22 protein-coding genes and 5 tRNA genes are annotated in these 23,356 nt (G+C 29.5%); 2 read left to right on the forward strand and 25 right to left on the reverse strand.

Annotated features, from left to right (window positions below):
- Nucleotides 1-31 precede the first annotated feature (31 nt).
- Genes ACH5BK_RS06820 through ACH5BK_RS06840 form a run of 5 tightly spaced genes read right to left on the reverse strand, consistent with a single transcriptional unit; the run spans nt 32 to nt 3,148 of the window.
- Nucleotides 32-688 (reverse strand): energy-coupling factor ABC transporter ATP-binding protein, encoded by a 657-nt coding sequence (locus tag ACH5BK_RS06820; RefSeq protein WP_404305761.1) that lies wholly within the window; start codon nt 686-688, stop codon nt 32-34.
- Nucleotides 672-1,331, reverse strand: coding sequence for a CbiQ family ECF transporter T component (locus ACH5BK_RS06825; protein WP_404305763.1), 660 nt, complete (start codon nt 1,329-1,331; stop codon nt 672-674). The genes ACH5BK_RS06820 and ACH5BK_RS06825 overlap by 17 nt, the downstream gene beginning before the upstream one ends.
- A gap of 2 nt (nt 1,332-1,333) precedes the next feature.
- Entirely contained in the window at nt 1,334-1,807 is a 474-nt protein-coding gene (locus ACH5BK_RS06830) for a hypothetical protein (RefSeq protein ID WP_404305765.1), read from the reverse strand.
- Nucleotides 1,804-2,406 (reverse strand): cobalt transporter CbiM, encoded by a 603-nt coding sequence (gene cbiM, locus ACH5BK_RS06835; protein ID WP_404305767.1) that lies wholly within the window; start codon nt 2,404-2,406, stop codon nt 1,804-1,806. Before cbiM ends, ACH5BK_RS06830 begins: the two co-directional genes overlap by 4 nt.
- Nucleotides 2,407-2,425: 19 nt before the next feature.
- Nucleotides 2,426-3,148 carry a DUF4198 domain-containing protein gene (locus ACH5BK_RS06840; RefSeq protein ID WP_404305769.1) on the reverse strand — a complete coding sequence of 241 codons (723 nt, stop codon included), beginning with the start codon at nt 3,146-3,148 and terminating at the stop codon, nt 2,426-2,428.
- An 87-nt stretch (nt 3,149-3,235) separates the two neighbouring features.
- Here ACH5BK_RS06840 and ACH5BK_RS06845 point away from each other — a divergent pair, with 87 nt between their 5' ends.
- Nucleotides 3,236-3,856: a transposase gene (locus ACH5BK_RS06845; RefSeq protein ID WP_404305771.1), complete on the forward strand. Its 621-nt coding sequence runs from the start codon at nt 3,236-3,238 to the stop codon at nt 3,854-3,856.
- On the opposite strand, the gene ACH5BK_RS06850 is transcribed toward ACH5BK_RS06845, so the two are convergent.
- The 20 genes from ACH5BK_RS06850 to mraY all read right to left on the reverse strand — a co-directional run bounded on the left by ACH5BK_RS06850 (nt 3,840) and on the right by mraY (nt 21,762).
- Nucleotides 3,840-4,127, reverse strand: coding sequence for a YciI family protein (locus ACH5BK_RS06850; RefSeq protein ID WP_404305773.1), 288 nt, complete (start codon nt 4,125-4,127; stop codon nt 3,840-3,842). The two genes, ACH5BK_RS06845 and ACH5BK_RS06850, sit on opposite strands and share 17 nt — an antisense overlap.
- Before the next feature lie 42 nt (nt 4,128-4,169).
- The gene (locus ACH5BK_RS06855; RefSeq protein ID WP_404305775.1) at nt 4,170-4,877 is read right to left on the reverse strand and encodes an EAL domain-containing protein; all 708 of its coding nucleotides are present in this window, start codon (nt 4,875-4,877) and stop codon (nt 4,170-4,172) included.
- 58 nt (nt 4,878-4,935) lie between these two features.
- Nucleotides 4,936-5,067 carry a hypothetical protein gene (locus ACH5BK_RS06860; RefSeq protein WP_404305777.1) on the reverse strand — a complete coding sequence of 44 codons (132 nt, stop codon included), beginning with the start codon at nt 5,065-5,067 and terminating at the stop codon, nt 4,936-4,938.
- A 283-nt stretch (nt 5,068-5,350) separates the two neighbouring features.
- Complete coding sequence (gene rpoC / locus ACH5BK_RS06865) at nt 5,351-9,883, reverse strand: DNA-directed RNA polymerase subunit beta' (protein ID WP_404305779.1); 4,533 nt, start codon at nt 9,881-9,883, stop codon at nt 5,351-5,353.
- Entirely contained in the window at nt 9,873-14,021 is a 4,149-nt protein-coding gene (gene rpoB, locus ACH5BK_RS06870) for a DNA-directed RNA polymerase subunit beta (protein ID WP_404305781.1), read from the reverse strand. The genes rpoC and rpoB overlap by 11 nt, the downstream gene beginning before the upstream one ends.
- Nucleotides 14,022-14,195: 174 nt before the next feature.
- Nucleotides 14,196-14,570, reverse strand: coding sequence for a 50S ribosomal protein L7/L12 (rplL, locus tag ACH5BK_RS06875; RefSeq protein ID WP_404305783.1), 375 nt, complete (start codon nt 14,568-14,570; stop codon nt 14,196-14,198).
- A gap of 51 nt (nt 14,571-14,621) precedes the next feature.
- Nucleotides 14,622-15,110, reverse strand: a complete 489-nt coding sequence (rplJ, locus tag ACH5BK_RS06880; RefSeq protein ID WP_404305785.1) for a 50S ribosomal protein L10 — start codon at nt 15,108-15,110, stop codon at nt 14,622-14,624.
- A gap of 166 nt (nt 15,111-15,276) precedes the next feature.
- The gene (gene rplA / locus ACH5BK_RS06885; protein ID WP_404305787.1) at nt 15,277-15,975 is read right to left on the reverse strand and encodes a 50S ribosomal protein L1; all 699 of its coding nucleotides are present in this window, start codon (nt 15,973-15,975) and stop codon (nt 15,277-15,279) included.
- A 74-nt stretch (nt 15,976-16,049) separates the two neighbouring features.
- Nucleotides 16,050-16,475 carry a 50S ribosomal protein L11 gene (gene rplK, locus ACH5BK_RS06890; protein ID WP_404305789.1) on the reverse strand — a complete coding sequence of 142 codons (426 nt, stop codon included), beginning with the start codon at nt 16,473-16,475 and terminating at the stop codon, nt 16,050-16,052.
- Nucleotides 16,476-16,573: 98 nt separating this feature from the next.
- Entirely contained in the window at nt 16,574-17,101 is a 528-nt protein-coding gene (gene nusG / locus ACH5BK_RS06895) for a transcription termination/antitermination protein NusG (protein ID WP_404305791.1), read from the reverse strand.
- Between the two features lie 9 nt (nt 17,102-17,110).
- The gene (gene secE / locus ACH5BK_RS06900; RefSeq protein WP_404305793.1) at nt 17,111-17,293 is read right to left on the reverse strand and encodes a preprotein translocase subunit SecE; all 183 of its coding nucleotides are present in this window, start codon (nt 17,291-17,293) and stop codon (nt 17,111-17,113) included.
- Between the two features lie 77 nt (nt 17,294-17,370).
- A tRNA-Trp gene (locus tag ACH5BK_RS06905) sits at nt 17,371-17,446 on the reverse strand.
- A gap of 38 nt (nt 17,447-17,484) precedes the next feature.
- Nucleotides 17,485-17,655, reverse strand: a complete 171-nt coding sequence (gene rpmG / locus ACH5BK_RS06910; protein WP_404305795.1) for a 50S ribosomal protein L33 — start codon at nt 17,653-17,655, stop codon at nt 17,485-17,487.
- Between the two features lie 10 nt (nt 17,656-17,665).
- Entirely contained in the window at nt 17,666-18,874 is a 1,209-nt protein-coding gene (gene tuf, locus ACH5BK_RS06915) for an elongation factor Tu (protein ID WP_404305797.1), read from the reverse strand.
- 204 nt (nt 18,875-19,078) lie between these two features.
- Nucleotides 19,079-19,155 (reverse strand) — tRNA-Gly (locus ACH5BK_RS06920).
- 9 nt (nt 19,156-19,164) lie between these two features.
- A tRNA-Tyr gene (locus tag ACH5BK_RS06925) sits at nt 19,165-19,249 on the reverse strand.
- Between the two features lie 68 nt (nt 19,250-19,317).
- Nucleotides 19,318-19,394 (reverse strand) — tRNA-Thr (locus ACH5BK_RS06930).
- Nucleotides 19,395-19,409: 15 nt separating this feature from the next.
- Nucleotides 19,410-19,485: transfer RNA gene (locus ACH5BK_RS06935), tRNA-Phe, on the reverse strand.
- A gap of 36 nt (nt 19,486-19,521) precedes the next feature.
- A complete protein-coding gene (gene murD, locus ACH5BK_RS06940; RefSeq protein ID WP_404305798.1) occupies nt 19,522-20,697 on the reverse strand; it encodes a UDP-N-acetylmuramoyl-L-alanine--D-glutamate ligase in 1,176 nt (391 codons plus the stop codon).
- A 3-nt stretch (nt 20,698-20,700) separates the two neighbouring features.
- Nucleotides 20,701-21,762, reverse strand: coding sequence for a phospho-N-acetylmuramoyl-pentapeptide-transferase (gene mraY, locus ACH5BK_RS06945; RefSeq protein ID WP_404305800.1), 1,062 nt, complete (start codon nt 21,760-21,762; stop codon nt 20,701-20,703).
- Nucleotides 21,763-21,877: 115 nt separating this feature from the next.
- Between mraY and gpmI the strand changes: the two genes are divergently transcribed.
- Nucleotides 21,878-23,353, forward strand: coding sequence for a 2,3-bisphosphoglycerate-independent phosphoglycerate mutase (gene gpmI, locus ACH5BK_RS06950; RefSeq protein ID WP_404305802.1), 1,476 nt, complete (start codon nt 21,878-21,880; stop codon nt 23,351-23,353).
- The last annotated feature ends 3 nt before the right edge of the window (nt 23,354-23,356 follow it).

Raw genomic sequence — 23,356 nt, forward strand, 5'->3', positions numbered from 1 at the left:
TCCTGTGAACTATCATATATCAATATCTTAACTAAATTTTCATTAGCTCTAAGCCTGTAGGTTTTAATTCATATATCGTAGAAGTTAATTTTTCTATAAAACTTTTATGGTGAGATATAATTACCATAGATTTATTTATAGAGTTTAAAAGTTGTAATATTCTCTCTTCTGATTTTGAATCTAATGCATTTGTTGGCTCATCTAAAAGTAATATTTTAGGTTTAGTAATCAAAATACTAGCAAGTGCTACTATTTTTTGTTCTCCTCCACTTAAATCATAAATAATTCTGTCTTTTAAATGCTCAATATTTAACTTTTGTAAAATAACTAAAGCTTTATGATAAGCTTCTTCTTTTTTCTCTTTTTTAGCTCTAAGATTAAACATTACATCTTCAATTACTGTTGGACATAAAAAAAAGTCACTAACATCTTGAGGTAAGTAACCTATATCACTCCTAAATTGTTCATACTGTTTTTTTGAAGAAATTAAGTTATGAAATAAATGAAGTTCCCCGTCATAATTTGATTCTAAACCAGCTATTATTTTAAGAAGAGAACTCTTACCTACTCCATTTGCACCAATAATCGCAACTTTTTCTTCATGTCCTACATTTAAAGTTACCCCACTAAATAACTCTTTTGAATCATTTTTATATCTTAAATTTTTTAAATTAAAAGAACAACTCATAAATAACCTTTGTTAATATTGTAGATAAAACTGTAAAAATCAAGTACTTATCATATACTTGAACAATAAAGTCTTCATTTAAATAAATTTTATTTTTAAAACCTCTATATATAAAAGTTTGTCTTAAAGAATATGATTTTCTTAGGGCCTTCACAAAAAGTAAACCAATAATATTTCCAAAGGTTTCATAAGTAAATAAAGAAGTATCTGCTTTAAAACCTCTAGCTTTTAGACTATTTTTTATTAAAGTAAAATCTTTAGTTAAAAACTCTATCATTTTTAAAGTAAAGTATGTAGAAGAAACCACAGAACTTGGGAAATTAAAACTATTTAAAGCTCTAACTATATCATAACCTTTTGAAGTAAAAAAAAGTGCTATATTAAATAAAAGTATAGCATTTGCTCTTATATAAATATTTAATGCCTCATTCAAACTACTACTATATAAAAGAGTTAAAAATAGTATAAAAATAAAAAAATTTAAAAAAAGAAGTTTTCTTAAAATTAAAAATAAATGTTTCTTTTGACAAAAAAGTAAAAATATTATAGGAAAAATATAATAAAATTCAAAAGCTGAAAAACTAACTAAAATTGAATAAATAAAAGCACTAAGTAAAGAAATAGAAGGATTAAAATTTATCAATTTTAATCCTTTTTTATTTTTTTAAGAAAAATAAAAATTCCTATAATAATAAATAAAGCAAACAATATTTTAAATATTTCAAAGTATGATAACTTTTGTTCTAAAAGTTTAACTTCTAATTTTAATTTCTTATTTTCTTCAAGAAGCTTTTCCAATTTTTTATCTAGATTTATTTCATTAGTTTTATAAGTTTTTTTAATTATATTTGATACTGCATGACCTGAACCTGCATCAACAATTAGATTAAAAAAATCTTCTTTAATATCTAAATAGACTTCACCTTTATCATTTGTTTTATCTTCAAGTAATAGTTTATCATTTTTATATATTTTAACACTACAATTTTTACAACCTGCACCACTAGCAAAATATGCACTTACAAATAACTTATCATTTTCAAAATTTGTAAAAACATTTAATTTGTGTGCATAAGTGAAAGATACAATTAAAAGTAAAATAGTAAAAATTCGAATCATATATTTGCCTCTTTTAAAAGTTTTGGGATTGACTTTTTGATATATAAAAGTAAAAATAGTGAAATTAAACCTTCTAAAATTATAGCTGGAATATTAGCAAAAATTAAAGAATAAGAAGCTATTAAATATTCATCCTTCGCAAAATATAATACTAAAGCTAAAAATAAAACACTAAATAATATTCCTAAACTTCCATAGAAAAAAAATCTAACTTTTTCATTTAATTTTTTGAATAAAGGTATTTTATTGATTAAAAAAACCAAATATGCTGGGAGTGCCATTATTATTATATTTGCACCAAGAGAACTTAATCCTCCATATCCCAAAAGTAAAGCTTGTAGAAGTAAAGCAATAGCAATACATAAAAAAACAGCTTCACCTAAAAATAAGCCTATCACTCCTACAAGTAGTAAATGTATTTGAGTAGGACCTAAAGGTATATGAATAAATGAAGCAATAAAAAATAAAGCACTCATCGCAGCAAGTAAAGATATATCTTCACTTTTTAATTTCTTAATTGAATAGGCACATAAACCTAAACTAGCAAAGCCTAGACTACTAGCAACTTCAATACTTAAAACACCATCAGATATATGCATTTAGAATCCTACTTATTTATTAATATGTTTTAACCCATATTAATGCACCATTTTCAATTGGGTACATTTTACCATTAAACTCTTTTTGTCCTTCTTCAATCAATGCAGCAAATCCCCACCAACCTTTTTGGTTCATTATAAAACTAAATTCACCTGCATTATTAGTTTTAACTACTTGAGTTATATGCGCATCACTAGGAGCTTTTAATCCTAAAGTATTATAAAACTCTACTTCAACTTCAACATTAGATGCAGGTTGCCCTTTAACCAATACTTTTCCAGTAAAAATATTTCCACTATATAAAGCAAAAGGTTTTACCATTGGAACAATTTCATATTCTAACCCAATTGGTTCATCCCAACCATCCTCAAAACCATAAGCACTTAGAATTATTTTTGGTACATGTGAAATAAATTTACCTTCTGCTGGTTCAAAATAAGGTTTAGGAATAGTAAAAAACTTATATACCCCAGGTTTTTTAACCTTATAATTTGTACTCCATGCTTTATGATTAAATACTTCAAACTTTTCCAAAGGCAAAGAATTTTCTTTACTATTTACATATATACCAAAAGGCTTTTCCATTGTCATACCAGTTTGTTCAAAAGGATGAATAAACATCGTCTTAATATTTATACTTGATTGATCTTTATTTTTCACATTATCTGTATTTGGTAACATTGTAAGAAAATGTGCATTTGCGATAATAGCAAAACTAAAAAATAAAATTAGCTTTTTCATGAGAACTCCTATATTTTTAGAAATTTTATCTTAAGATGTTTACTGTAAAATAAATTTTATAATTTCTTATATATTTTTGGAACTAAAATGAATAAATGTATATATTGCAATAATGAAAAACTATATGTATTAAAAAACAACTATCTGAAATGCTCTAAATGTAAAAAAAAGTTTTCTTTAATTAAATACAATAGACAATTAGCTTTAATAGAATGTTTTTCTCAGAATTTAAATGCATTACAAACAGCTAAAAAATTAAAATGTAATTATATAACAGTAAGAAAAAGTTTTTTTCTATATAGAGAATTAATTGTAAGTTTTTTAGATAATGTTTATAAAAGTATTAAAAGAAATAAATATGAATTTGACGAATATATATACTTAAAAAATAAAAATATAAAAACTGCTCAAAATTTTTTAACATTTAATTATGAAAATCATATTTATAATATTATGCTTCCTTCTTTAAATAAATTTTCTGAATCAAACGCGGAAGAATTATCCACTTTTCTTAAATATAATAAAATTGCACAATTAAAAAGTTCAAATAGTTTAATAAATGATTTTTGGGATTTTTTAGAAAATTTTTTAAAAAAATATAAAGGAATAAAAGAAGAAAATTTTATCTATTACTTAAAAGAGTGTGAATTTAAATTTAATTATGATAAAAAAACTCAAGAAGAAATTCTTCTTAAGCTTTTGGCATAACCTTAATAGGAACTACTTGAATTTCTTCCATATTCCAAACACCATTTTTTACATAAGGTTCATTAACTAGCCACTCATCAAACTCATCTTCATTTTCAAAGTTTGTTACAACAGAAGAGCCAACCATTTTATCATCTTCAATTAGTGCACAAGCAGAAACTATTTTTCCCTCAGCCATTAACTTTTGAGTTCCTTCAACATGTTCAGGTCTCGCTTCCATTCTTTTTTCTAAAGCATCTTCATAATCATAAGCGATAATTAAATATTGCATCTTAATCCTTTTTTGTTAATATAAAATTTTAACTAAATAAAATTAAACAATAGTTACAAGATTATCAAAATAATAACCTTGAACAAAATCACAATCTAGTTGTTTAATTAAATCATAATCATCTTTAGTTTCAATTCCTTCTATAATTGAATATTGATTATTAAGTTTAATTGTTTTTAGTACTCCATCTAAGTAATATTTATAACTATTATTTAACCTTATTTGTCTTATAAATGATTTATCAATTTTTATATATTTACTATTATTCATCATGTGAAATGAAAACATAGAACCATCTTGGGCAAAATCATCTAGAGCAGATTCAATATTCATTTGTTTTAACCAGTCAGAAAAATCTTTCATAATTACAGCACTTGTTTCATCATCACTTCCATTTTCAGTTATTTCAACAACTAAATTTTTTTTATTAAGAAGTAAAAAATCTTCCCAATACTTTTTTTGTTCATCAGTAACAAAAATATCTGCATCAAAATTTAAAAAAAGTTTTTCATTATGAGTAAAATTTTGTATTTGTAAAAATTTATTTCTTTTTTCTAATTCAAAAAATAGTTTATTATTATTATGTAGTTTTTTAAATATATTTTCTGTACTTATTATATCATTATTAATGTCAAACTTTGACAACGCCTCATACCCATATATATCTAAAGTATCTTTATATAATATAGGTTCATATTTTGTATAATATTTAGCATTTAATATTAATTGTTTAAATTCTATAGCATTCATAAATAGTATAATAACAAAATGAAGCTTATTTTAAAATGATAATTACTATTGATATTAATTAAATAAAGTTAAGTGAAAATATGAAACTAATTGGATATATTAGTACATTTATATATCTATATATATTTGACATTTCTATATTTATGGGCATTACTTCTTCAATAGAAATTCCTGCTAATAATTTTTTCATCATAGATAACTTAAATGTAATATCTAAAAATTTTATTATTAAAATAGAGCTCATCCAAAAATCAAAATTATTTAAATAAAAACATAAAAAAATTGTATAAAAAAATGTAGTATGCATTAGAAAATACAAAAAAATATTTTTTCTAAATATGTAAAAATTATTTAAAATCAATCCATGTAGAGTATCAGCTTTTTGCCATTTTGATTCAAAAATTTCTAAAAAAATAAAAATTAAAAGTAGTAGTAATATTTCCATTTGAAAGGTTAAACAATAAGGCTAAGCCTTATTGTTCATTAGGTTGAGAAAAACTAATTTTCTTATCTTTATAAAGTCCTGTTCCAACTGGAATTGTTCTACCAATTACAACATTCTCTTTTAAGTCTTCTAACATATCCATTTTTGCAGAAATTGCAGCTTCTGTTAATACTTTCGTAGTTTCTTGGAAAGATGCAGCTGAGATAATAGAATCAGATGTAACAGCCGCTCTTGTAATACCAAGTAATAATGGTTCAGCAATTGCAGGTTGTCCACCAAGTTTAATAATTCTTTCATTCTCAATTTTAAATCTTTTCTTAGATACCATATCTCCAATAATGAATTTAGTATCTCCACCATCTAAAATAGATACTTGTCTTAACATTTGAGATGTAATAACCTCAATATGCTTATCAGCAATATTTACCCCTTGAGATCTATATACTTGTTGTACTTCTGATACAATAAAGTAATGTAATGCTTTTTCACCTAAAATTCTTAATACATCATGAGGTGAAACTTGACCATCTGTTAATGCTTCACCAGCATGAACAAACTCACCTTCATGTACTAAAATTTGCTTAGATTTCTCAACTAAGAATTCACCTTTATTACCATTTTCATCAGTAATAATTATTCTTTGTTTATTTCTAAGTGGTTTACCAAATGAAACCATACCATCAAATGAAGCAAGTACTGCAATATTCTTAGGTCTTCTAGCCTCAAATAATTCAGATACTCTTGGAAGACCTCCAGTAATATCTTTAGATTTTTGAGTTGCTTTTGGTGTTTTACCAATAATATCAGCAACTTGAACTTTTTGCCCCTCTGAAACATTAATAGATGTCTTAGGATCTAATGAATATCTAATAATCTCTTTATCTTCTGTTGCTAAGATAACAGTTGGTTTATATCCACTTGGAATATATTCATTAACAACTAGTTTAGAAGTACCTGTTAATTCATCAAATTGTTCAGAAACAGTTACACCTGGAATAATATCTTCAAATGATATAACACCTTCTTTTTCAGCAATAGATGGATTTGAATATGGATCCCACTCTGCAATTACAACTTGTTCAGTAGTTTCAGGTACAGCAATAACTGAATCTTTTTCTACAGCAACGTCATCACTTAATTCAACTTGTGAACCTCTAGCAATATAGTGTCTTAAAGCTTCTCTACCTTCACCATCAACGATTACAGCAAATAAACCTTTCTCATCAACTTTATCTCCAGCTTTAATATCTTTTCTTCTTTCTAAATAATCACCAGTTAATTTATAGTATTTTACAACACCTTTTGCACCTGTAATAATTTTAGAAGTAATTGGAGCTCCATCTGCAACTCTTAATTCAGAAGCAAAAGGAATTCTATTTGGAACATTCCAACCATCTTTAATCATCTCAACAATTGATTCATTTTCTTCAACTTCAATACCATCTGAGTATGGTAAGTATAGCTTACCTTCAATCTTACCAGATACACCAGCAAGCTCATTTGGTTTAGCAACATCATTTTTTCTTAAGTAATATTTCTTATTTTCACTTCCATTAGAAATTGTTAAAATAACTTCTTCATGAATCGTTTCAACAGTAACATTACCTTTAAATGGTGCATTTATTTTTGGTTCTACTAATAAAATACCTGCATTTCTTCTGTTTGCAACAATATTTTTACCTTCACTATTAGTATATGTTCTAATATTGTAGTATCTAATAAAACCTTCTTTATCTGCTCTTAACTCTCTTTCAGTTTGAGTTGCAGATGCTGTACCACCAACGTGGAATGTTCTAAGTGTAAGCTGTGTTCCTGGCTCACCAATAGATTGTGCTGCAACAACACCAACAGCTTCACCAGGAGTAGCTTTTCTTTGCTCACCAAGGTTAAGACCATAACATTTAGAACATAAACCATGCTCTTCTTTACAAGTTAATGGAGTTCTAATTACAACAGATTTTACTTCAGCTTCTGCAACAACTTTTGCATTCTCTTCTGTAATTAATGTTCCTTCTGTAAATAGAATTTCATTTGAAATTGGATCAATAATATCTTCTGCAATAACTCTACCTGTAATTCTTTCTTCTAATGATTCGATTAACTCATTTCCAGAAGAAATATCAGTAATCTCAACACCTTCATGAGTTCCACAATCTTCAATAGTAATTCTTACATTCTGAGAAACGTCGATAAGCTTTCTTGTTAAGTAACCTGCATTTGCAGTCTTAAGAGCTGTATCGGCAAGACCTTTTCTAGCACCGTGCGTAGAAATAAAGTACTCAAGAACGTTTAGACCTTCTTTAAAGTTTGAAATAATTGGCGTTTCAATAATAGAACCATCAGGTTTTGCCATAAGTCCCCTCATACCTGAAAGCTGTCTAATCTGAGCAGCAGAACCTCTTGCCCCTGAGTCAGCCATCATGTAAATAGAGTTGAATCCATTTTTATCTTCTTCAACTAAATTCATCATTTCAGATCCAAGCTTATTATTAACTTCTGTCCAAATATCAATAATTTTATTATATCTTTCTTGCTCAGTTAATAAACCTTGTGCAAACTGCTTTTGAACTTCAATAACTTCTTTTTTAGAAGATGAAATATGAGCAACTTTAGTTTCAGGAACTCTAATATCATCAATTGAAACAGAAATACCAGCATCTGTAGCATATCTGAAACCTAAGTTCTTTAAGTTATCTAAGAATCTAGGAGTTACTTCATATCCACCATGCTTATAAATATAATCAACTAAAGTACCAATATCTTTTTTCTTTAAAATTTTATTCCATAAATTAGCAGGAACAAAGTCAGGTAAAATTTCATGAACAATTAATCTACCTACAGTTGTATGAATTACTTTATTATCAATTTTAGTTCTAATTTTTGCATGTAAGTCTACTTGACCCATATCTAATGCAATTTTTGCTTCATTTACATCTGTAAATAATTTATGTTCACCTTTTACACCATCTTTTTCTAATGATAGATAATAAATACCTAAAATCATATCCTGTGATGGTACGGCAATAGCTCTACCAGAAGCTGGTAAAAGAATGTTCATAGATGACATCATTAAAATTTTAGCTTCTGCAACTGCTTCTTGTGATAATGGAACGTGAACGGCCATCTGGTCACCATCGAAGTCGGCATTAAATGCAGCACACACTAATGGATGTAACTGAATTGCTTTACCATCAATTAATACTGGGTGGAAAGCTTGAATAGAAAGTTTATGAAGAGTTGGAGCTCTGTTAAGCATAACAGGATATTCATCAACAATTTCATTTAAACATTCCCAAACTTCATTAGTTTCAGACTCAATTAATCTCTTAGCAGATTTTAATGTAGTTGCATAACCTTTCTCTTCTAATTTAGCCATTAAGTGTGGTTTAAATAACTCTAAAGCCATTTTCTTAGGAATACCACACTGATCCATATTTAAAGTAGGTCCAACAACAATTACAGATCTACCAGAGAAGTCAACCCTTTTACCAAGTAAGTTTTGTCTAAATCTACCTTGCTTACCTTTAATAATTTCAGATAATGATTTTAATGGTCTTTTGTTAGCACCTTTAACTGCATTTGCAGTTTTACCATTATCAAATAGAGCATCAACTGCTTCTTGAAGCATTCTTTTTTCATTTCTGATAATAATTTCAGGAGCATCAAGCTCTGTTAATCTCTTAAGTCTGTTATTTCTATTAATAACTCTTCTATATAAGTCATTAACATCTGAAACTGCAAACTTACCACCATCTAATGATACTAATGGTCTTAAATCAGGAGGAAGAACTGGTAATTGAGTTAACATCATCCATTCAGGTCTATTTCCAGAATTAATAAAGTTTTCAACTACTTTTAATCTTTTAATAATAGTCTTTCTTTTTGCTTCTGATTTAGTTGCAGACATTTCTTCTTTTAACTTAGTTAATAATTCAAATAAGTCTAAAGTTTCTAATAATTCTCTAACAACATCTCCACCCATATCAGCTTGGAAACCTGTATGTTCAAATAAATCAGAAATAGTTCTATATTGTTCTTCGTTTAAGATATCATATTTTAAAACTTTTTTAGTTTTTTCATTATCATAATAAGCATCACCTGGCTCATTTACAATATATGCTTCATAATATAATACTCTCTCTAAATCTTTTAATTTTACACCTAATAAAGTACCAATTCTTGTTGGTAAAGATGAAACCATCCAAATATGAGCAACAGGAGATACTAAGTCAATATGTCCCATTCTGTGTCTTCTCACCTTTGAAGATGTTACTTCAACACCACATTTTTCACATACAACACCTTTGTATCTCATCTTTTTATATTTACCACAAAGACATTCATAGTCTTTTACAGGTCCAAAGATTTTAGCACAAAATAATCCATCTCTTTCAGGTTTTAATGTTCTATAGTTAATAGTTTCTGGTTTTTTTACCTCACCAGAAGACCAAGAAAGAATTTTTTCAGGACTTGCTAGTCTTAATTGAAAAGCCGCAAAATCTTGCGGTCTTTCTAATTCTTTTATTTCAATTGGTTCTAATACTTTTTCATTATTGCTCATCGTTTTCTACCTCGTCAAATATCTCAACATCTAAACCTAAAGCTTTCAACTCTTTCGTTAATACGAAGAATGTTTCAGGTACACCTGAACTTGGAACATTTTCACCATTTGCAATAGCTCTATATGCTCTTGTTCTACCTTCAACATCATCTGATTTAGTTGTAAGCATTTCTTTAAGAACATTTGTAGCTCCATAAGCTTCAAGAGCCCAAACTTCCATTTCCCCGAATCTTTGTCCACCAAATAGTGCTTTACCACCTACTGGTTGTTGTGTTACAAGTGAGTAAGGACCTGTTGATCTTGCATGCACTTTTTCATCAACTAAGTGGTGAAGTTTTAACATATACATATAACCAACATTAACTCTTTCATTCATTGCACTACCAGTTTTTCCATCATAAAGTTGAGTTTTTCCATCAGAATCAATTTTTGCTAATTCAAATAATTTAACAAACTCTTCTTCTTTTACACCATCAAATACTTGTGTAGCGAACCTAACACCTTTTGACCAATCTTGACCATATTTAATAAGCTCTTCATCAGATAAAGAATCCATAAACTCTTTTCCATTCATAAGCTTAGCAACAGATGCAATTTCTGTCATTTTAGCTCTTAATTCACTTACAAATTCAGCTTTTTTGTTCTCAAATAGTTCTTGAATTTGAGCACCTAGTTTCATTCCAACTAAACCTAAGTGAACTTCTAAAATCTGACCAATATTCATCCTTGAAGGTACCCCTAATGGGTTAAGAATAACATCAACCGTTGAACCATCTTTCATATATGGCATATCTACTTGAGGAACGATATTAGAAACAATACCTTTATTACCATGTCTTCCGGCCATTTTATCCCCAACTTTGATTTTTCTCTTAGTTGCGATATAAACTTTTACTTGTTTAATAACACCAGATGGTAAAATATCATCATGTTCTAATACTTGAAGTTTCTCTTCATGTTCATCTCTTAATTGAGCTTTTTGCTTAATGAAGTAATCTTTAATTTCATTGTATTTTTTCTCAACTTCATCAGAGTAAGAAGCAACAACTTTTTTCATAGCAAATCTGTTTACATTAGTTAAAATATCAAAAGGAATTTTTTCACCTTTTTTATATGTAACATCTTCAACTTCAACATCTTTAGCTAATTCAGATTTAGATAATAAATCATTGATTTTTAAAATCTCTTCTCTATCAAGCATTAAAAGTTTATCATGGTGTTTTATATCAAGTTCTGCTTTTTCAGCTTCAATTTCAGCTACTGCTCTTTCGTCTTTTTCATAACCTTTTTTAGTAAATACTTTTACATCAACAACTGTACCTTCCATAGAAGTAGGAGTTAATAAAGATTTATTAATTACGTGACCAGCTTTTTCACCAAAAATTGCTCTTAAAAGTCTTTCTTCTGGAGTTGGTTTAATTTCACCTTTTGGAGTTACCTTACCAACAAGAATCATACCTGGCTTAACAAAAGTACCAACTTTAACAATACCAGAAGCATCTAAATGAGTAATTGACTCTTCTTTTACACCTGGTAAATCTCTAGTAATTTCTTCATTACCATGTTTAAGTTCTCTACACTCAACATCTTTTTCATAAATATGAACAGATGTAAATGCATCTTCTTTAATTAGTCTTTCAGAAAGAACAATCGCATCTTCATAGTTATATCCATTCCATGGCATAAAGGCAACACAAGCATTAACACCAACTGCTAATTCACCATTATCCATTGATGGACCATCAGCAATAACTTGTCCTTTTTCAACAATATCACCCTCTTTTGTACCTATTCTTTGTCCAAATGAAGTATTATTGTTTGTTCTAACATTTTTATTTACTGTATAGTGATCAATAAATGCACCATTTTCATCTTCACCTCTGATGTAGATGTTTTTAGCATCAGCTTTTTCAATAACTCCGCCTCTTTTAGCTTTAATAGCTTCCCATGCATCTCTAGCAACTGTTTTTTCTAAACCAGTTCCAACAACAGGAGCATTAGGTCTTAATAATGGAACAGCTTGTCTCATCATATTTGATCCCATTAATGCTCTGTTGGCATCATCATGTTCTAAGAATGGAATTAAAGAAGCAGCAACACCCATAACCATTTGTGAAGAAATATCAATTAAGTCAACTTTATTTCTTTCAACTAAAAGAATTTCACCATCTTGTCTAGCTTCAATTAAGTTTTCAACAATTTTACCATTTTCATCAATTTTAGTTGATCCTGGAGCAATTACTAATCCCTCTTCTTGAGTTGCAGTATAGTATTTAATTTCATCAGTTATTTGACCATCTTTTACTGTCTTATATGGCGCTTCTATAAACCCTAAATCATTAACTTTTGAGAAAGTTGATAAAGTATTAATAAGACCAATATTTTGTCCCTCTGGAGTCTCAACGGGACAGATTCTACCATAGTGAGTTGGGTGTACATCTCTTACTTCAAATCCAGCTCTTTCTTTTACTAAACCACCTTCACCAAGTGCAGAAAGTCTTCTTTTATGAGTAACTTCTGATAATGGATTAGTTTGATCCATAAATTGTGATAATTGACCAGATGTAAAGAACTCAGTAATTGTTGATGTAATCATTTTAGAGTTAACTAAATCATGTGGCATAATATCTTCTAATGTACCAGATAAAGTAGTCATTTTATCTCTAATAGCTTTTTGCATTTTGATTAATCCAGAATGCATTTCATTAGCTAATAATTCACCAATTGCTCTAATTCTTCTATTACCTAAGTGATCTCTATCATCAATATGACCATGACCAGATTTAACTTTTACTAAGTACTGAACTGTTTTAATAACATCTTCATAAGTTAAAGTCGTTACATACTCAGGAACATTTACACCTAACTTGTGGTTCATTTTCATTCTACCAACTTTAGTTAAGTCATATCTTTCAGGATCAAAGAATAGTTTTTTAACAAACTCTTTTGCAGCTTCTTTTGTTACAGGCTCACCTGGTCTCATAACTTTATAAATTCTAATTGCTGATAAATCATTTTCATCATCAATTTCTTCAGTTTGTTTTAAAAGTTTTAAAGACTCTGCATCTGCTTTAAATGCATTAATAATAGAATCATCAACTCCAGCAGCTAAATCATTTGCTATATCAAAATTATCAAAACCAAGATCTAATAGTTTTTTTAATTTAATTTCATCAAGATTAGTTAAAGCATCAAATAATACTTCACCTGATTCTGGATCGAAAATTGTAGAAGCTGTAGATCTATCCATTAATAATTCAACAGGATATTCAACTAACTTTAATCCACCTTCAACTAAAGCTTTTGCTTTTCTAGCAGTTAATCTTTTACCTGCTGCTAAAATTAAATTACCTTTTTCATCTTTTAAATCAAATTCAACTCTTCCTGTAAAATCATCAGGATTAAATTCTGTTAAGAATTTGTTGTTTTTAACTTTTACATTTAAAATTGGATAGAATAATTTAATAATATCTTCTTTAGAGTAACCTAATGCTCTAAATAAAATAGTTACAGGAACTTTTCTTCTCTTGTTAATTCTTACATATAATACATCTTTTGCATCATATTCAAAATATAACCAAGAACCTCTATCTGGAATTATTTGTCCAGTATAAATAAGTTTATTATCAGATGTATTAGATTCTTCTTCTTTAAAGATAACACCTGGAGATCTGTGAAGTTGGTTAACAACAACTCTTTCAACACCATTAACAATGAAAGATGTTCTATCTGTCATTAAAGGAATTTCTCTGATGAATAAAGATTGTTCTTTCATATCTTTAACACCAATTTTCTCACCAGTCTTTTCATCTAAATCCCATAAAGTCAATCTAATATTGATTTTTAAAGGAATAGAGTATGTAAGACCTCTAACCATTGATTCTCTTACATCATATTTAGGTTTACCTACGTCAGAACCTAAATAGTCTAATGTAATCCTATTTTGTGCATCATGAATTGGGAAAATTGATTTGAATACTTTTTCTATACCAGCATCAGCTCTATCTTCTTGTCCAATCATTAAAAATGTATCATATGAATTTTGTTGTAATTGTAGTAGATTAGGAATTTCAATTTGTTGTGGATTTTTTGCAAAATCAACTCTAAGTCTATTACCAGATTTTAAAGAGTTTAACATTTCAGGCCTTGTTATAAAATTTGGTTTAGTTTTAAGCTTTATATATAAAGCACAAAAGCATCCATAAAGGATAGGGTTAAAATTTGAGGTAAATTCTAACCTTAGCCTTCAAAGATGCTAGTCTTTTACACAAGGCCGTCGCCTTGTGTAACGTTTAAAAGATAGATGGGAGAATTATGCTAATTCTACAGTAGCTCCAGCACCTTCTAATTCAGCTTTTGCAGCTTCAGCGTCGTCTTTAGAAATTCCTTCTTTAACAACTGCACCAGCTTCTTCAGCCATAGCTTTTGCTTCTTTTAATCCTAATCCAGTTAACGCTCTAATTACTTTAATAACGTTAATTTTCTTAGCACCAGCGTCTTTTAATACAACGTTGAACTCAGTTTGTTCTTCAGCAGCTTCAGCAGCTCCACCAGCTACAGCACCAGCTACAGCTACAGGTTGAGCAGAAACTCCAAATTTTTCTTCGAATTCTTTTACTAATTCAGATAACTCTAATACAGATAAACTAGAGATGTATTCTAATACGTCTTCTTTAGAAATTGCCATTTCTTAATTCCTTATTTTATTTTATTTTATATTTTTATAGTTTGCTTATAATTAAGCAGCCTCTTCTTCTTTTTTCTTTGCAAGAGCATCAAGCCCAATTGTAAAGTTTTGTACTGGAGCCATCCAAGTAGCAGCAAGCATACCAAGAAGTTCATCTCTAGATGGTAATTTAGCGAATGCATTAACAGTTGCAAGATCCGCAATTTCACCTTCAATGATACCAGATTTAATAGCAAATTTATCTTTGTTTGCAGTTGCAAACTTATCAGCTACTTTACAAGCAGTAATTTGATCTTCAGACCATAAGAAAATGTTTGAACCACTTAATTCAATATCACCTAATTCAGCATTCTTTACAGCAACTGTAACTAATGTATTTTTAGCAACTTGAACTTTAGCACCATTTTCTTTAGCATCTTTTCTTAATTCTTCTAACTCTTTATGAGAAATTCCATTAAAATCACAAACTACGATAGCTTGAGACTCTTTGAATTCTGCAGTTAAAAAATCAATTACTTCTGATTTTTGTTGTCTAGTCATATTTCCTCCCTTCAAAACATGGACTTAGGCGGGATTTACAAGAAACGAGGAATGTTTCTAACCTGCTGTCTTTAGTTTTATATCAGTGCTTTGAATAACACTCAAAAATATTGATTACTAATCAACACTTTTGAATGTTTGTAGCTATTAAATAAGGAAAATATCCTTATTTAATATCCATTAACTCAGATGCATCTACAGTAATAGATGGTGACATAGTTAATGATACAGCTGCATTAGTAAAATATCTACCTTTAGCAGATGCAGGTTTTGCTTTATTAATAGCTGCAACGAAAGCTTCAATGTTTTCTTTAATTGCTTCAGTTGAGAATGAAATCTTACCAACTGCTGCTTGCATATTACCTTTTTTGTCAACTCTATATGCTACTTGTCCACCTTTAGCATCATTAACAGCTTTAGTAACATCCATAGTTACAGTACCAGTTTTAGGGTTAGGCATTAAACCTTTTGGTCCTAAGATTCTTCCTAATTTACCAACAAGTCCCATACAATCAGGAGTTGCGATTAATACGTCAAAGTCAATATTTCCAGCTTGAACAGATTCAACTAAATCGTCATTACCAACGATATCAGCACCTGCAGCTTTTGCTTCATCAACTTTAGCACCTTTAGCAAATACTGCAACTCTTACAGTTTTACCAGTACCATTTGGAAGTACAACAGCACCTCTAATCATTTGGTCTGCATGTCTTGGATCTACATTTAAGTTTAATGCAACTTCTACTGATTCATCAAATTTAGCAGATTTAAGTTCTTTTAATAACTCACAAGCTTCTACTAAAGAATAGTTTTTATCTTCAATTTTTTCTGATAATGATTTATATCTTTTTGAAATTTTTGCCATTTTGTTCTCCGCAATTTTATTTTTTGCTACCGCCTTTTTAAGTCTGGTGGTAAGACTGTTAAAGAAACTAAAGCTTATGCTTCAGTTTCAATACCCATTGATCTAGCAGAACCTGCTACAATTTTTGCAGCTTGTTCTTTATCATCTGTATTTAAGTCAGCGATTTTCATATCTACAATTTCTAAAATTTGTTCTTTAGATAATTTTCCAACTTTATTTTTTAGTGGATTATCACTACCTTTTTTAACTCCAGATATTTTTTTAATTAAATCTGTCATTGGTGGTTGTTTAGTAACAAAAGTAAAACTTTTGTCTGAATAAACAGTGATTTCAACAGGAATATTGAATCCACCTTTATCTTTTGTTTTCTCATTGAATGCTTTACAGAATTCCATGATATTGATACCTCTTTGACCTAATGCAGGTCCAACTGGTGGTGATGGGTTTGCTGCACCAGCAGGTATTTGTAATTTAAGTGTACCTTCAACTTTTTTAGCCATGCTATTCCTTTTTTTATTTGGTTTATAATGTACTTAGGCATTAGGCAAGAAAACTATAAAAGAAGCAAGTTTTATTGCCTAATGCCTAATATATATTTTTAAACTACTCTTTCTACTTGTGTATAAGAGATTTCAACTGGTGTATTTCTTCCAAAAATAGAAACATTAAGTTTTAATAAACCAGAAGCCATATCAAAGTCTTCTACTAAACCATTAAAGTTAGCAAATGGACCTTCGTTAATTCTTACCATTTCTCCTTCATCAAAAGAAACTTTTGGTTTAGCTGCAGCTCTATTTTGAACTTTTTCTAAAATCATATTAATATCTTTATCAGATAATGGTGTTGGCTTCTTAGATTCACCAATAAATCTTCCAACTCTAGGCATTGATTGAATTCTGTGCCATAATGCAGTATCTAAATCTATCTTTGCAAAAGCATAAGCTGGATATAAAGGTCTTTCAACAATAGACTTTTTACCTTTTTTTATCTCAATTAAATCTTCAGTTGGAACTAATACTTCTGAAATTCTACCATCTGCCATTTCTTCAGAAAGTTGTAATAGTGCTCTCTTAACCGCTAATTCACTTCCTGAGTAAGTTTGAATTGCATACCATTTTTGTGCCATTTATATTCCTTAGTTCATTACAGAAGATAAGCTTAAAGACATTACTGTGTCAATTAATGCTAAGAAAAGAGAAATAACAGTAACAACAATAAATACTGATAAATAAGCAGATCTAATTTGTTCCTTTATAGGAAAAATAACTTTTGATATTTCTTCTTTAGCATTTTTATAATAGTTTTTTAATTTGTTCACAATTGACTCCAAGTATGATAATAATAAGCTTGTAAATTCTTTTAAAAGGAGTCGTGACTTCTTTTAAAAAAATTTAGTGGCAGGCCAGGAGGGATTCGAACCCCCAACCATCGGATTTGGAATCCGGCGCTCTACCATTGGAGCTACTGACCTGTAAGTCAAGGCTTGTTACCAAGCCTTGATATAAAGTCTTACGACTTAAGTTTTACTTCTTTATGTAAAGTATGTTTTTTTAATCTTGGACTATATTTCTTAGTCTCAAACTTTTCAGTATGAGTCTTAGGATTTTTAGTCGTAGTGTAGTTAATATCACCACACTCTTGACATTTTAATCCGATTTTAATTCTAACTCCGTTTGCCATGAATCAACCCTTACTTGATGATTTCAGAAACAACACCTGCACCTACAGTTCTACCACCTTCTCTAATAGCGAACTTAGTTCCCTTTTCAAGAGCGATAGGAGCAACTAATGCAACAGTCATTTCAACGTTATCTCCAGGCATAACCATTTCAGTACCTTCTGGTAACGTACAAGAACCAGTAACATCAGTAGTTCTTACATAGAATTGTGGTCTGTATCCTGAGAAGAATGGAGTATGTCTTCCACCTTCTTCTTTAGATAAGATATAAACCTCACCTTTGAATTCAGTATGTGGAGTAATTGATCCTGGCTTAACAAGAACTTGTCCTCTTTGAACATCTTCTTTTTTGATACCTCTTAAAAGAATACCTGCATTATCACCAGCTTCAGCATAATCCATTTCTTTTCTAAACATTTCAATACCAGTTACAGTAGTTTTAACAGTATCTCTTAGACCAACGATTTCAATCTCATCACCTAATCTAACTGTACCTTGGTTAATAGCACCAGTAACAACTGTACCTCTACCAGAAATTGAGAATACATCCTCAACAGGCATTAAGTAATCTTTATCAGTAGATCTTTCTGGAGTTGGAATATAAGCATCAACTTCAGCCATTAATTGATAAATTTTTTCAGACCACTCACCAGCGTTTCCACCTTTAGCTTCTTCTAAAGCTTGGAATGCAGATCCAGCAACGATTGGAGTATCATCACCTGGGAAGTCGTACTCAGAAAGTAATTCTCTTACTTCCATTTCAACTAATTCTAACATCTCTTCTTTATCTTCGTCATCTAATTGATCTTCTTTGTTTAAGAATACAACAATATAAGGTACACCTACTTGCTTAGATAATAAGATGTGCTCTCTAGTTTGTGCCATTGGTCCATCAGTTGAAGCGATAACTAAGATAGCTCCATCCATTTGTGCAGCACCAGTAATCATGTTTTTAACATAATCGGCGTGACCTGGACAATCTACGTGAGCGTAGTGTCTTGTTTCAGTTTCATATTCAACGTGAGAAGTAGCAATAGTAATTCCTCTTTCTCTTTCCTCTGGAGCATTATCAATTTGATCATAATCCATAGTAGCTTGACCATTTTTAAGCCCTAAACACATAGTGATAGCTGCTGTTAATGTAGTTTTACCGTGGTCAACGTGACCAATAGTACCGATATTTACGTGCGGCTTACTTCTTTCGAATTTTTCTTTTGCCATAAAATTCCCCTTCTAAAATTTGTGGTTATAGCCCTCTGAGTAGATAAGCCCATTGGCTTCTCTATTCAGAGGGGATTACTATTATTTTGTTCGACGTGTATTATATTTAAAAAATACTAAAAAAAACTTTAAAGGGAGTATAAATTTGTATAGAGTTATAAAAAAAGTGCTTATAACTCAGCTCCCAGTAAACAATAAAATAAATGGAGCGGGAGACGAGACTCGAACTCGCGACAATCTGCTTGGAAGGCAGAGGCTCTAGCCAACTGAGCTACTCCCGCATCATTTAATGGTGGTGAGGGAAGGATTCGAACCTTCGAAGCCGTAGGCGGCGGATTTACAATCCGCAGGATTTGACCACTCTCCAACCTCACCGATGTTAAAATTATTATTGTTCTGGTCAAGCGCTGGTCTTTTGACTTACGCACGACAATTATTAAAAATGGAGCTGGTGAAGGGACTTGAACCCCCGACCTGCTGATTACAAATCAGCTGCTCTAGCCAACTGAGCTACACCAGCGCCAAAAAATTTGAATGGTGGTTCGAGGCAGAATCGAACTGCCGACACAAGGATTTTCAATCCTTTGCTCTACCGACTGAGCTATCGAACCCTTTCAAATTGGAGTGAAAGTATACACATTAGTATATTAATTTTTCCTTAAATTAAATACTAATTTTTTAAATTTTTCTCCTCTTTGTTTATATGAGCTAAACTGATCTAATGAAGCAGCCGATGGAGACAGTATTCCAAGAGTTTTTGTAGTATGTTTTAAATTGATAGAATTCACTGCATTTTCTAAAAAATTGCATTTAATTACTGATAAATTATATTCTTTTGATAAAGAAACCAACTTATTTGTATTAGAACCTATTGCATATATTGTTATATTAAGATTTTTGATAAATTCAAAAAGTGGTTTTAAATCAGCTCCTTTATCATCTCCTCCTAATATAAGATGTATTATTTTCTCTTTATATGAAGATAAAGCATTTATTGTTGCATCAACATTTGTAGCTTTACTATCGTCAATCCATAATCTATTTTCTTTATCAAAAAATTCTTCTACTTTATGTTTATCTACTTTATATGTATTTATATTTTCATAATCCACAATATCAAATATAATTTTTTTAGCACATAATGCTAATAAAGCATCTAACAAAAAAGGTTCTTTAAATTTAATTTTTGATTTATCTATATCAAATTTTTCACATAAGTCATCACTATCTTTATAGGTAATTAGTGTCGCATTTGTTTTTACATATTTATATACTTCGGGAACTATAGCTATTTCACCTTCGTTCATCATTGATAAGGGTTTAAGTTTTGCATTTTCATACTCTTTAAAAGAACCATGCCATGAAATATGATCTTCTGATATAGGTAACAATAAATATAAATTTGGTTTTGCTTTATTAGTATAATGAAAAGTAAAAGATGAAGTTTCTAAAATCCATATAGAACTATTAAGTGAAAGATTTGATATTGATGTTCCTATATTGCCTCCACATTCACTTCCCTTTTCTTCTAAAATGTGTTGACACATTTGTGTTGTAGTTGTTTTACCATTTGTTCCACTAATCCAAATTGAAAAAGGCATTATATTATAAAATAAATCATAGTCGCTTATTATATTTTTAGAATTCTTAACCATTTCATTAAAAGGAGGTATACCGGGACTTACAACAGTAGGTTCATTACTCTGCTTATCATACTCATGAAAATCATTATCATCATATAATATTGCTTTTGGAAATTTTTCTTTTACTGCTTTAGCAGTTAATCCTTTACCTAAAACTCTTATTTTTTTACTATAATCCATTTATTACCTAATTTTTAAACTCATTAATGCAAAAAGATTTGTCATAAATGATATGATCCAAAATCTTACAATTATTTTATTTTCTTTCCATCCTTTTTCTTCAAAATGATGATGAATAGGAGCCATTAAAAAAACTCTTTTTTGTCTTAATTTATATGATCCAACTTGTAAAATTACAGATACAGTTTCTAGCACAAAAATGAAACCAATTAATAGTAACAATACTTCTGATTTTGCTACAATTGCCATATATCCCATAAAAGCACCAATAGGTAAGGAACCACTATCTCCCATAAAAACTTGTGCTGGATGAGAATTAAACCATAAAAATGCAATTAATGCACCAGATATTGCAGCACCCATCACAGCTAATTCACCTGCAATTTGTATATTTGGTAATAATAAATAGCCTGCAATAATAGCATGTCCAGTTACATATACTAATACAGACAATGTAAAAAATGCCATAATTGATGGAACTGTAGCTAAACCATCTAAACCATCTGTCAAATTAACTGCATTTGAAGTAGAAACTAAAACTAATACCCAAAATCCTAATGCAAACATTCCCATATCAAAAATAGGTAATTTATAAAAGGGAGTAAATAAAGTTGTAGTATGTTCATAAAAATACAAAACAAGTCCAACAAGTAAGGCACAGAATATTTGAAGTAAAAGTTTACCTCTAGCACTTAAACCTGCATCATTTTTATCATTTGAAATTTTTGAATAGTCATCTTGAATCCCAATTAAAGAGAATAATCCAATTGTTAATAAACCACCTACAATATAGAAGTTATTCAACTTTGCAGTTAAAAGTGTAGCTATTATAGTAGCAAAAATAAATACTATTCCACCCATAGTAGGAGTTCCTACTTTTACTTTATGAGAATCAGGTGCCAAATCATAAATGGGTTGAGATGCTTTTTTTGATTTAGCCCAATTAATAAATTTTGGTAACAAATACATTGTTAGTAAAAAAGCAATAAAAAAACTAATACCAGCTCTTACTGATATGTATTGAAAGATATTAATATCTAGATGTCTATAAAACCAATAAAACAATTTAAACCTTCATTTTGTATTAATATTACAAAATATGTTTTCAGCAAACATATTCCTATATTTTGATATAATCCATGCGATTATATTATATTATAGTTTTTAAAAGGTTTAAACAATGGTAAATAAGACAATTCTAATAATTACTGATGGTATTGGGCATAATGATTCAAATGAATTTAATGCCTTTACAAATGCAAATACTCCTACGTATGATTATCTATTTAAAAATGTTCCTTACTCACATATTCATACTTATGGTAAGCATGTAGGTTTACCAGATGGACAAATGGGTAACTCAGAAGTTGGACACATGACAATAGGAAGTGGTAGAACACTATATCAAGATTTAGTAAAAATAAATATAGCGTTAGAAGAAAATACATTAAAAGATAATAGTGTATTAAAAGATACTTTAGAAAAATCAAATGATATTCATTTAATAGGGTTATTAAGTGATGGTGGAGTACATTCTCATATTGATCATATTATTGGAATTGCAAACATTGCTAAAAACAGTGGGAAAAAAGTTTTTATTCATATAATTACAGATGGTAGAGATGTAGCTCCTGATTGTGCAAATAAATATGTTCAACAAATTTTAGATATCTGTGATGAAGATATAAAAATTGCAACTATTGCTGGTAGATATTATTCTATGGATAGAGATCAAAGATGGGAAAGAGTACAAAAAGGTCATGATGCTATTACATTAGGTTTACCAAAAACTAATAAATCTGCTATTGAATATATAAATGACTCATATAAAGAAGATATATTTGATGAGTTTTTAATTCCATCTGCTTTTGAAGGGTATAATGGACTAAGAGAAAATGATGGGATTATTTTCTGTAATTTCAGAAGTGATAGAATGAGAGAATTATCAGCTGCTTTAGGCGATAAAAACTTTTCTGCATTTCCAAAATTTGCTAATAAAATAAACCTTGCAACAATGACACAATACGACAAAAATTTACCATTACCAGTATTATTTCCTAAAGAAGCTCCAAAAAATACTTTAGCGGAAGTTATTTCAAAAGCAGGATTAAACCAACTTCATACAGCCGAAACGGAGAAATATGCCCATGTAACATTTTTCTTTAATGGTGGAATTGAAGAACCTTTAAAAAATGAAACTAGAGTTTTAATTCCCTCTCCAAATGTTGCCACTTATGACTTACAACCTGAAATGAGTGCACCGCAAGTAGGTGAAACAGTAAGAAAAGCAATGGATGAAGAAACAGATTTTATTGTTGTAAACTTTGCTAATGGTGATATGGTTGGACATACGGGCGTTTATGAAGCTGGAATAAAAGCTGTAGAAGCTGTGGATAAAGAATTAGGTCTTATTTTAGAAAAAGCTAAACAGAAAGATTACAAACTTGTTCTAACATCAGATCATGGTAATTGTGAAATGATGAGAGATAAAAATGGGAATACTCTTACAAATCATACAGTTGGAGATGTATTCTGTTTTGTAGTTTCAAAAGATGTAAAAGAAGTAAAAAGTGGTAGTTTAAATAATATTGCACCTACTGTTCTAAAACTTATGAATTTAGAAGTTCCAGAAGAAATGGATGAGGCATTAGTTTAATAC

This window comes from Arcobacter sp. YIC-80 (assembly GCF_044841725.1).
Taxonomy (GTDB): Bacteria; Campylobacterota; Campylobacteria; order Campylobacterales; family Arcobacteraceae; genus Arcobacter_B.

Excerpts from the sequence above, each read along its gene's own strand:
- ACH5BK_RS06820 (WP_404305761.1), bottom strand. The coding sequence starts at position 688 with ATGAGTTGTTCTTTTAATTTAAAAAATTTAAGATATAAAAATGATTCA.
- ACH5BK_RS06830 (WP_404305765.1), bottom strand. The coding sequence starts at position 1,807 with ATGATTCGAATTTTTACTATTTTACTTTTAATTGTATCTTTCACTTAT.
- cbiM (WP_404305767.1), bottom strand. The coding sequence starts at position 2,406 with ATGCATATATCTGATGGTGTTTTAAGTATTGAAGTTGCTAGTAGTCTA.
- ACH5BK_RS06840 (WP_404305769.1), bottom strand. The coding sequence starts at position 3,148 with ATGAAAAAGCTAATTTTATTTTTTAGTTTTGCTATTATCGCAAATGCA.
- ACH5BK_RS06845 (WP_404305771.1), top strand. The coding sequence starts at position 3,236 with ATGAATAAATGTATATATTGCAATAATGAAAAACTATATGTATTAAAA.
- ACH5BK_RS06850 (WP_404305773.1), bottom strand. The coding sequence starts at position 4,127 with ATGCAATATTTAATTATCGCTTATGATTATGAAGATGCTTTAGAAAAA.
- ACH5BK_RS06855 (WP_404305775.1), bottom strand. The coding sequence starts at position 4,877 with ATGAATGCTATAGAATTTAAACAATTAATATTAAATGCTAAATATTAT.
- ACH5BK_RS06860 (WP_404305777.1), bottom strand. The coding sequence starts at position 5,067 with ATGAAAAAATTATTAGCAGGAATTTCTATTGAAGAAGTAATGCCCATA.
- rpoC (WP_404305779.1), bottom strand. The coding sequence starts at position 9,883 with ATGAGCAATAATGAAAAAGTATTAGAACCAATTGAAATAAAAGAATTA.
- rpoB (WP_404305781.1), bottom strand. The coding sequence starts at position 14,021 with ATGTTAAACTCTTTAAAATCTGGTAATAGACTTAGAGTTGATTTTGCA.
- rplL (WP_404305783.1), bottom strand. The coding sequence starts at position 14,570 with ATGGCAATTTCTAAAGAAGACGTATTAGAATACATCTCTAGTTTATCT.
- rplJ (WP_404305785.1), bottom strand. The coding sequence starts at position 15,110 with ATGACTAGACAACAAAAATCAGAAGTAATTGATTTTTTAACTGCAGAA.
- rplA (WP_404305787.1), bottom strand. The coding sequence starts at position 15,975 with ATGGCAAAAATTTCAAAAAGATATAAATCATTATCAGAAAAAATTGAA.
- rplK (WP_404305789.1), bottom strand. The coding sequence starts at position 16,475 with ATGGCTAAAAAAGTTGAAGGTACACTTAAATTACAAATACCTGCTGGT.
- nusG (WP_404305791.1), bottom strand. The coding sequence starts at position 17,101 with ATGGCACAAAAATGGTATGCAATTCAAACTTACTCAGGAAGTGAATTA.
- rpmG (WP_404305795.1), bottom strand. The coding sequence starts at position 17,655 with ATGGCAAACGGAGTTAGAATTAAAATCGGATTAAAATGTCAAGAGTGT.
- tuf (WP_404305797.1), bottom strand. The coding sequence starts at position 18,874 with ATGGCAAAAGAAAAATTCGAAAGAAGTAAGCCGCACGTAAATATCGGT.
- murD (WP_404305798.1), bottom strand. The coding sequence starts at position 20,697 with ATGGATTATAGTAAAAAAATAAGAGTTTTAGGTAAAGGATTAACTGCT.
- gpmI (WP_404305802.1), top strand. The coding sequence starts at position 21,878 with ATGGTAAATAAGACAATTCTAATAATTACTGATGGTATTGGGCATAAT.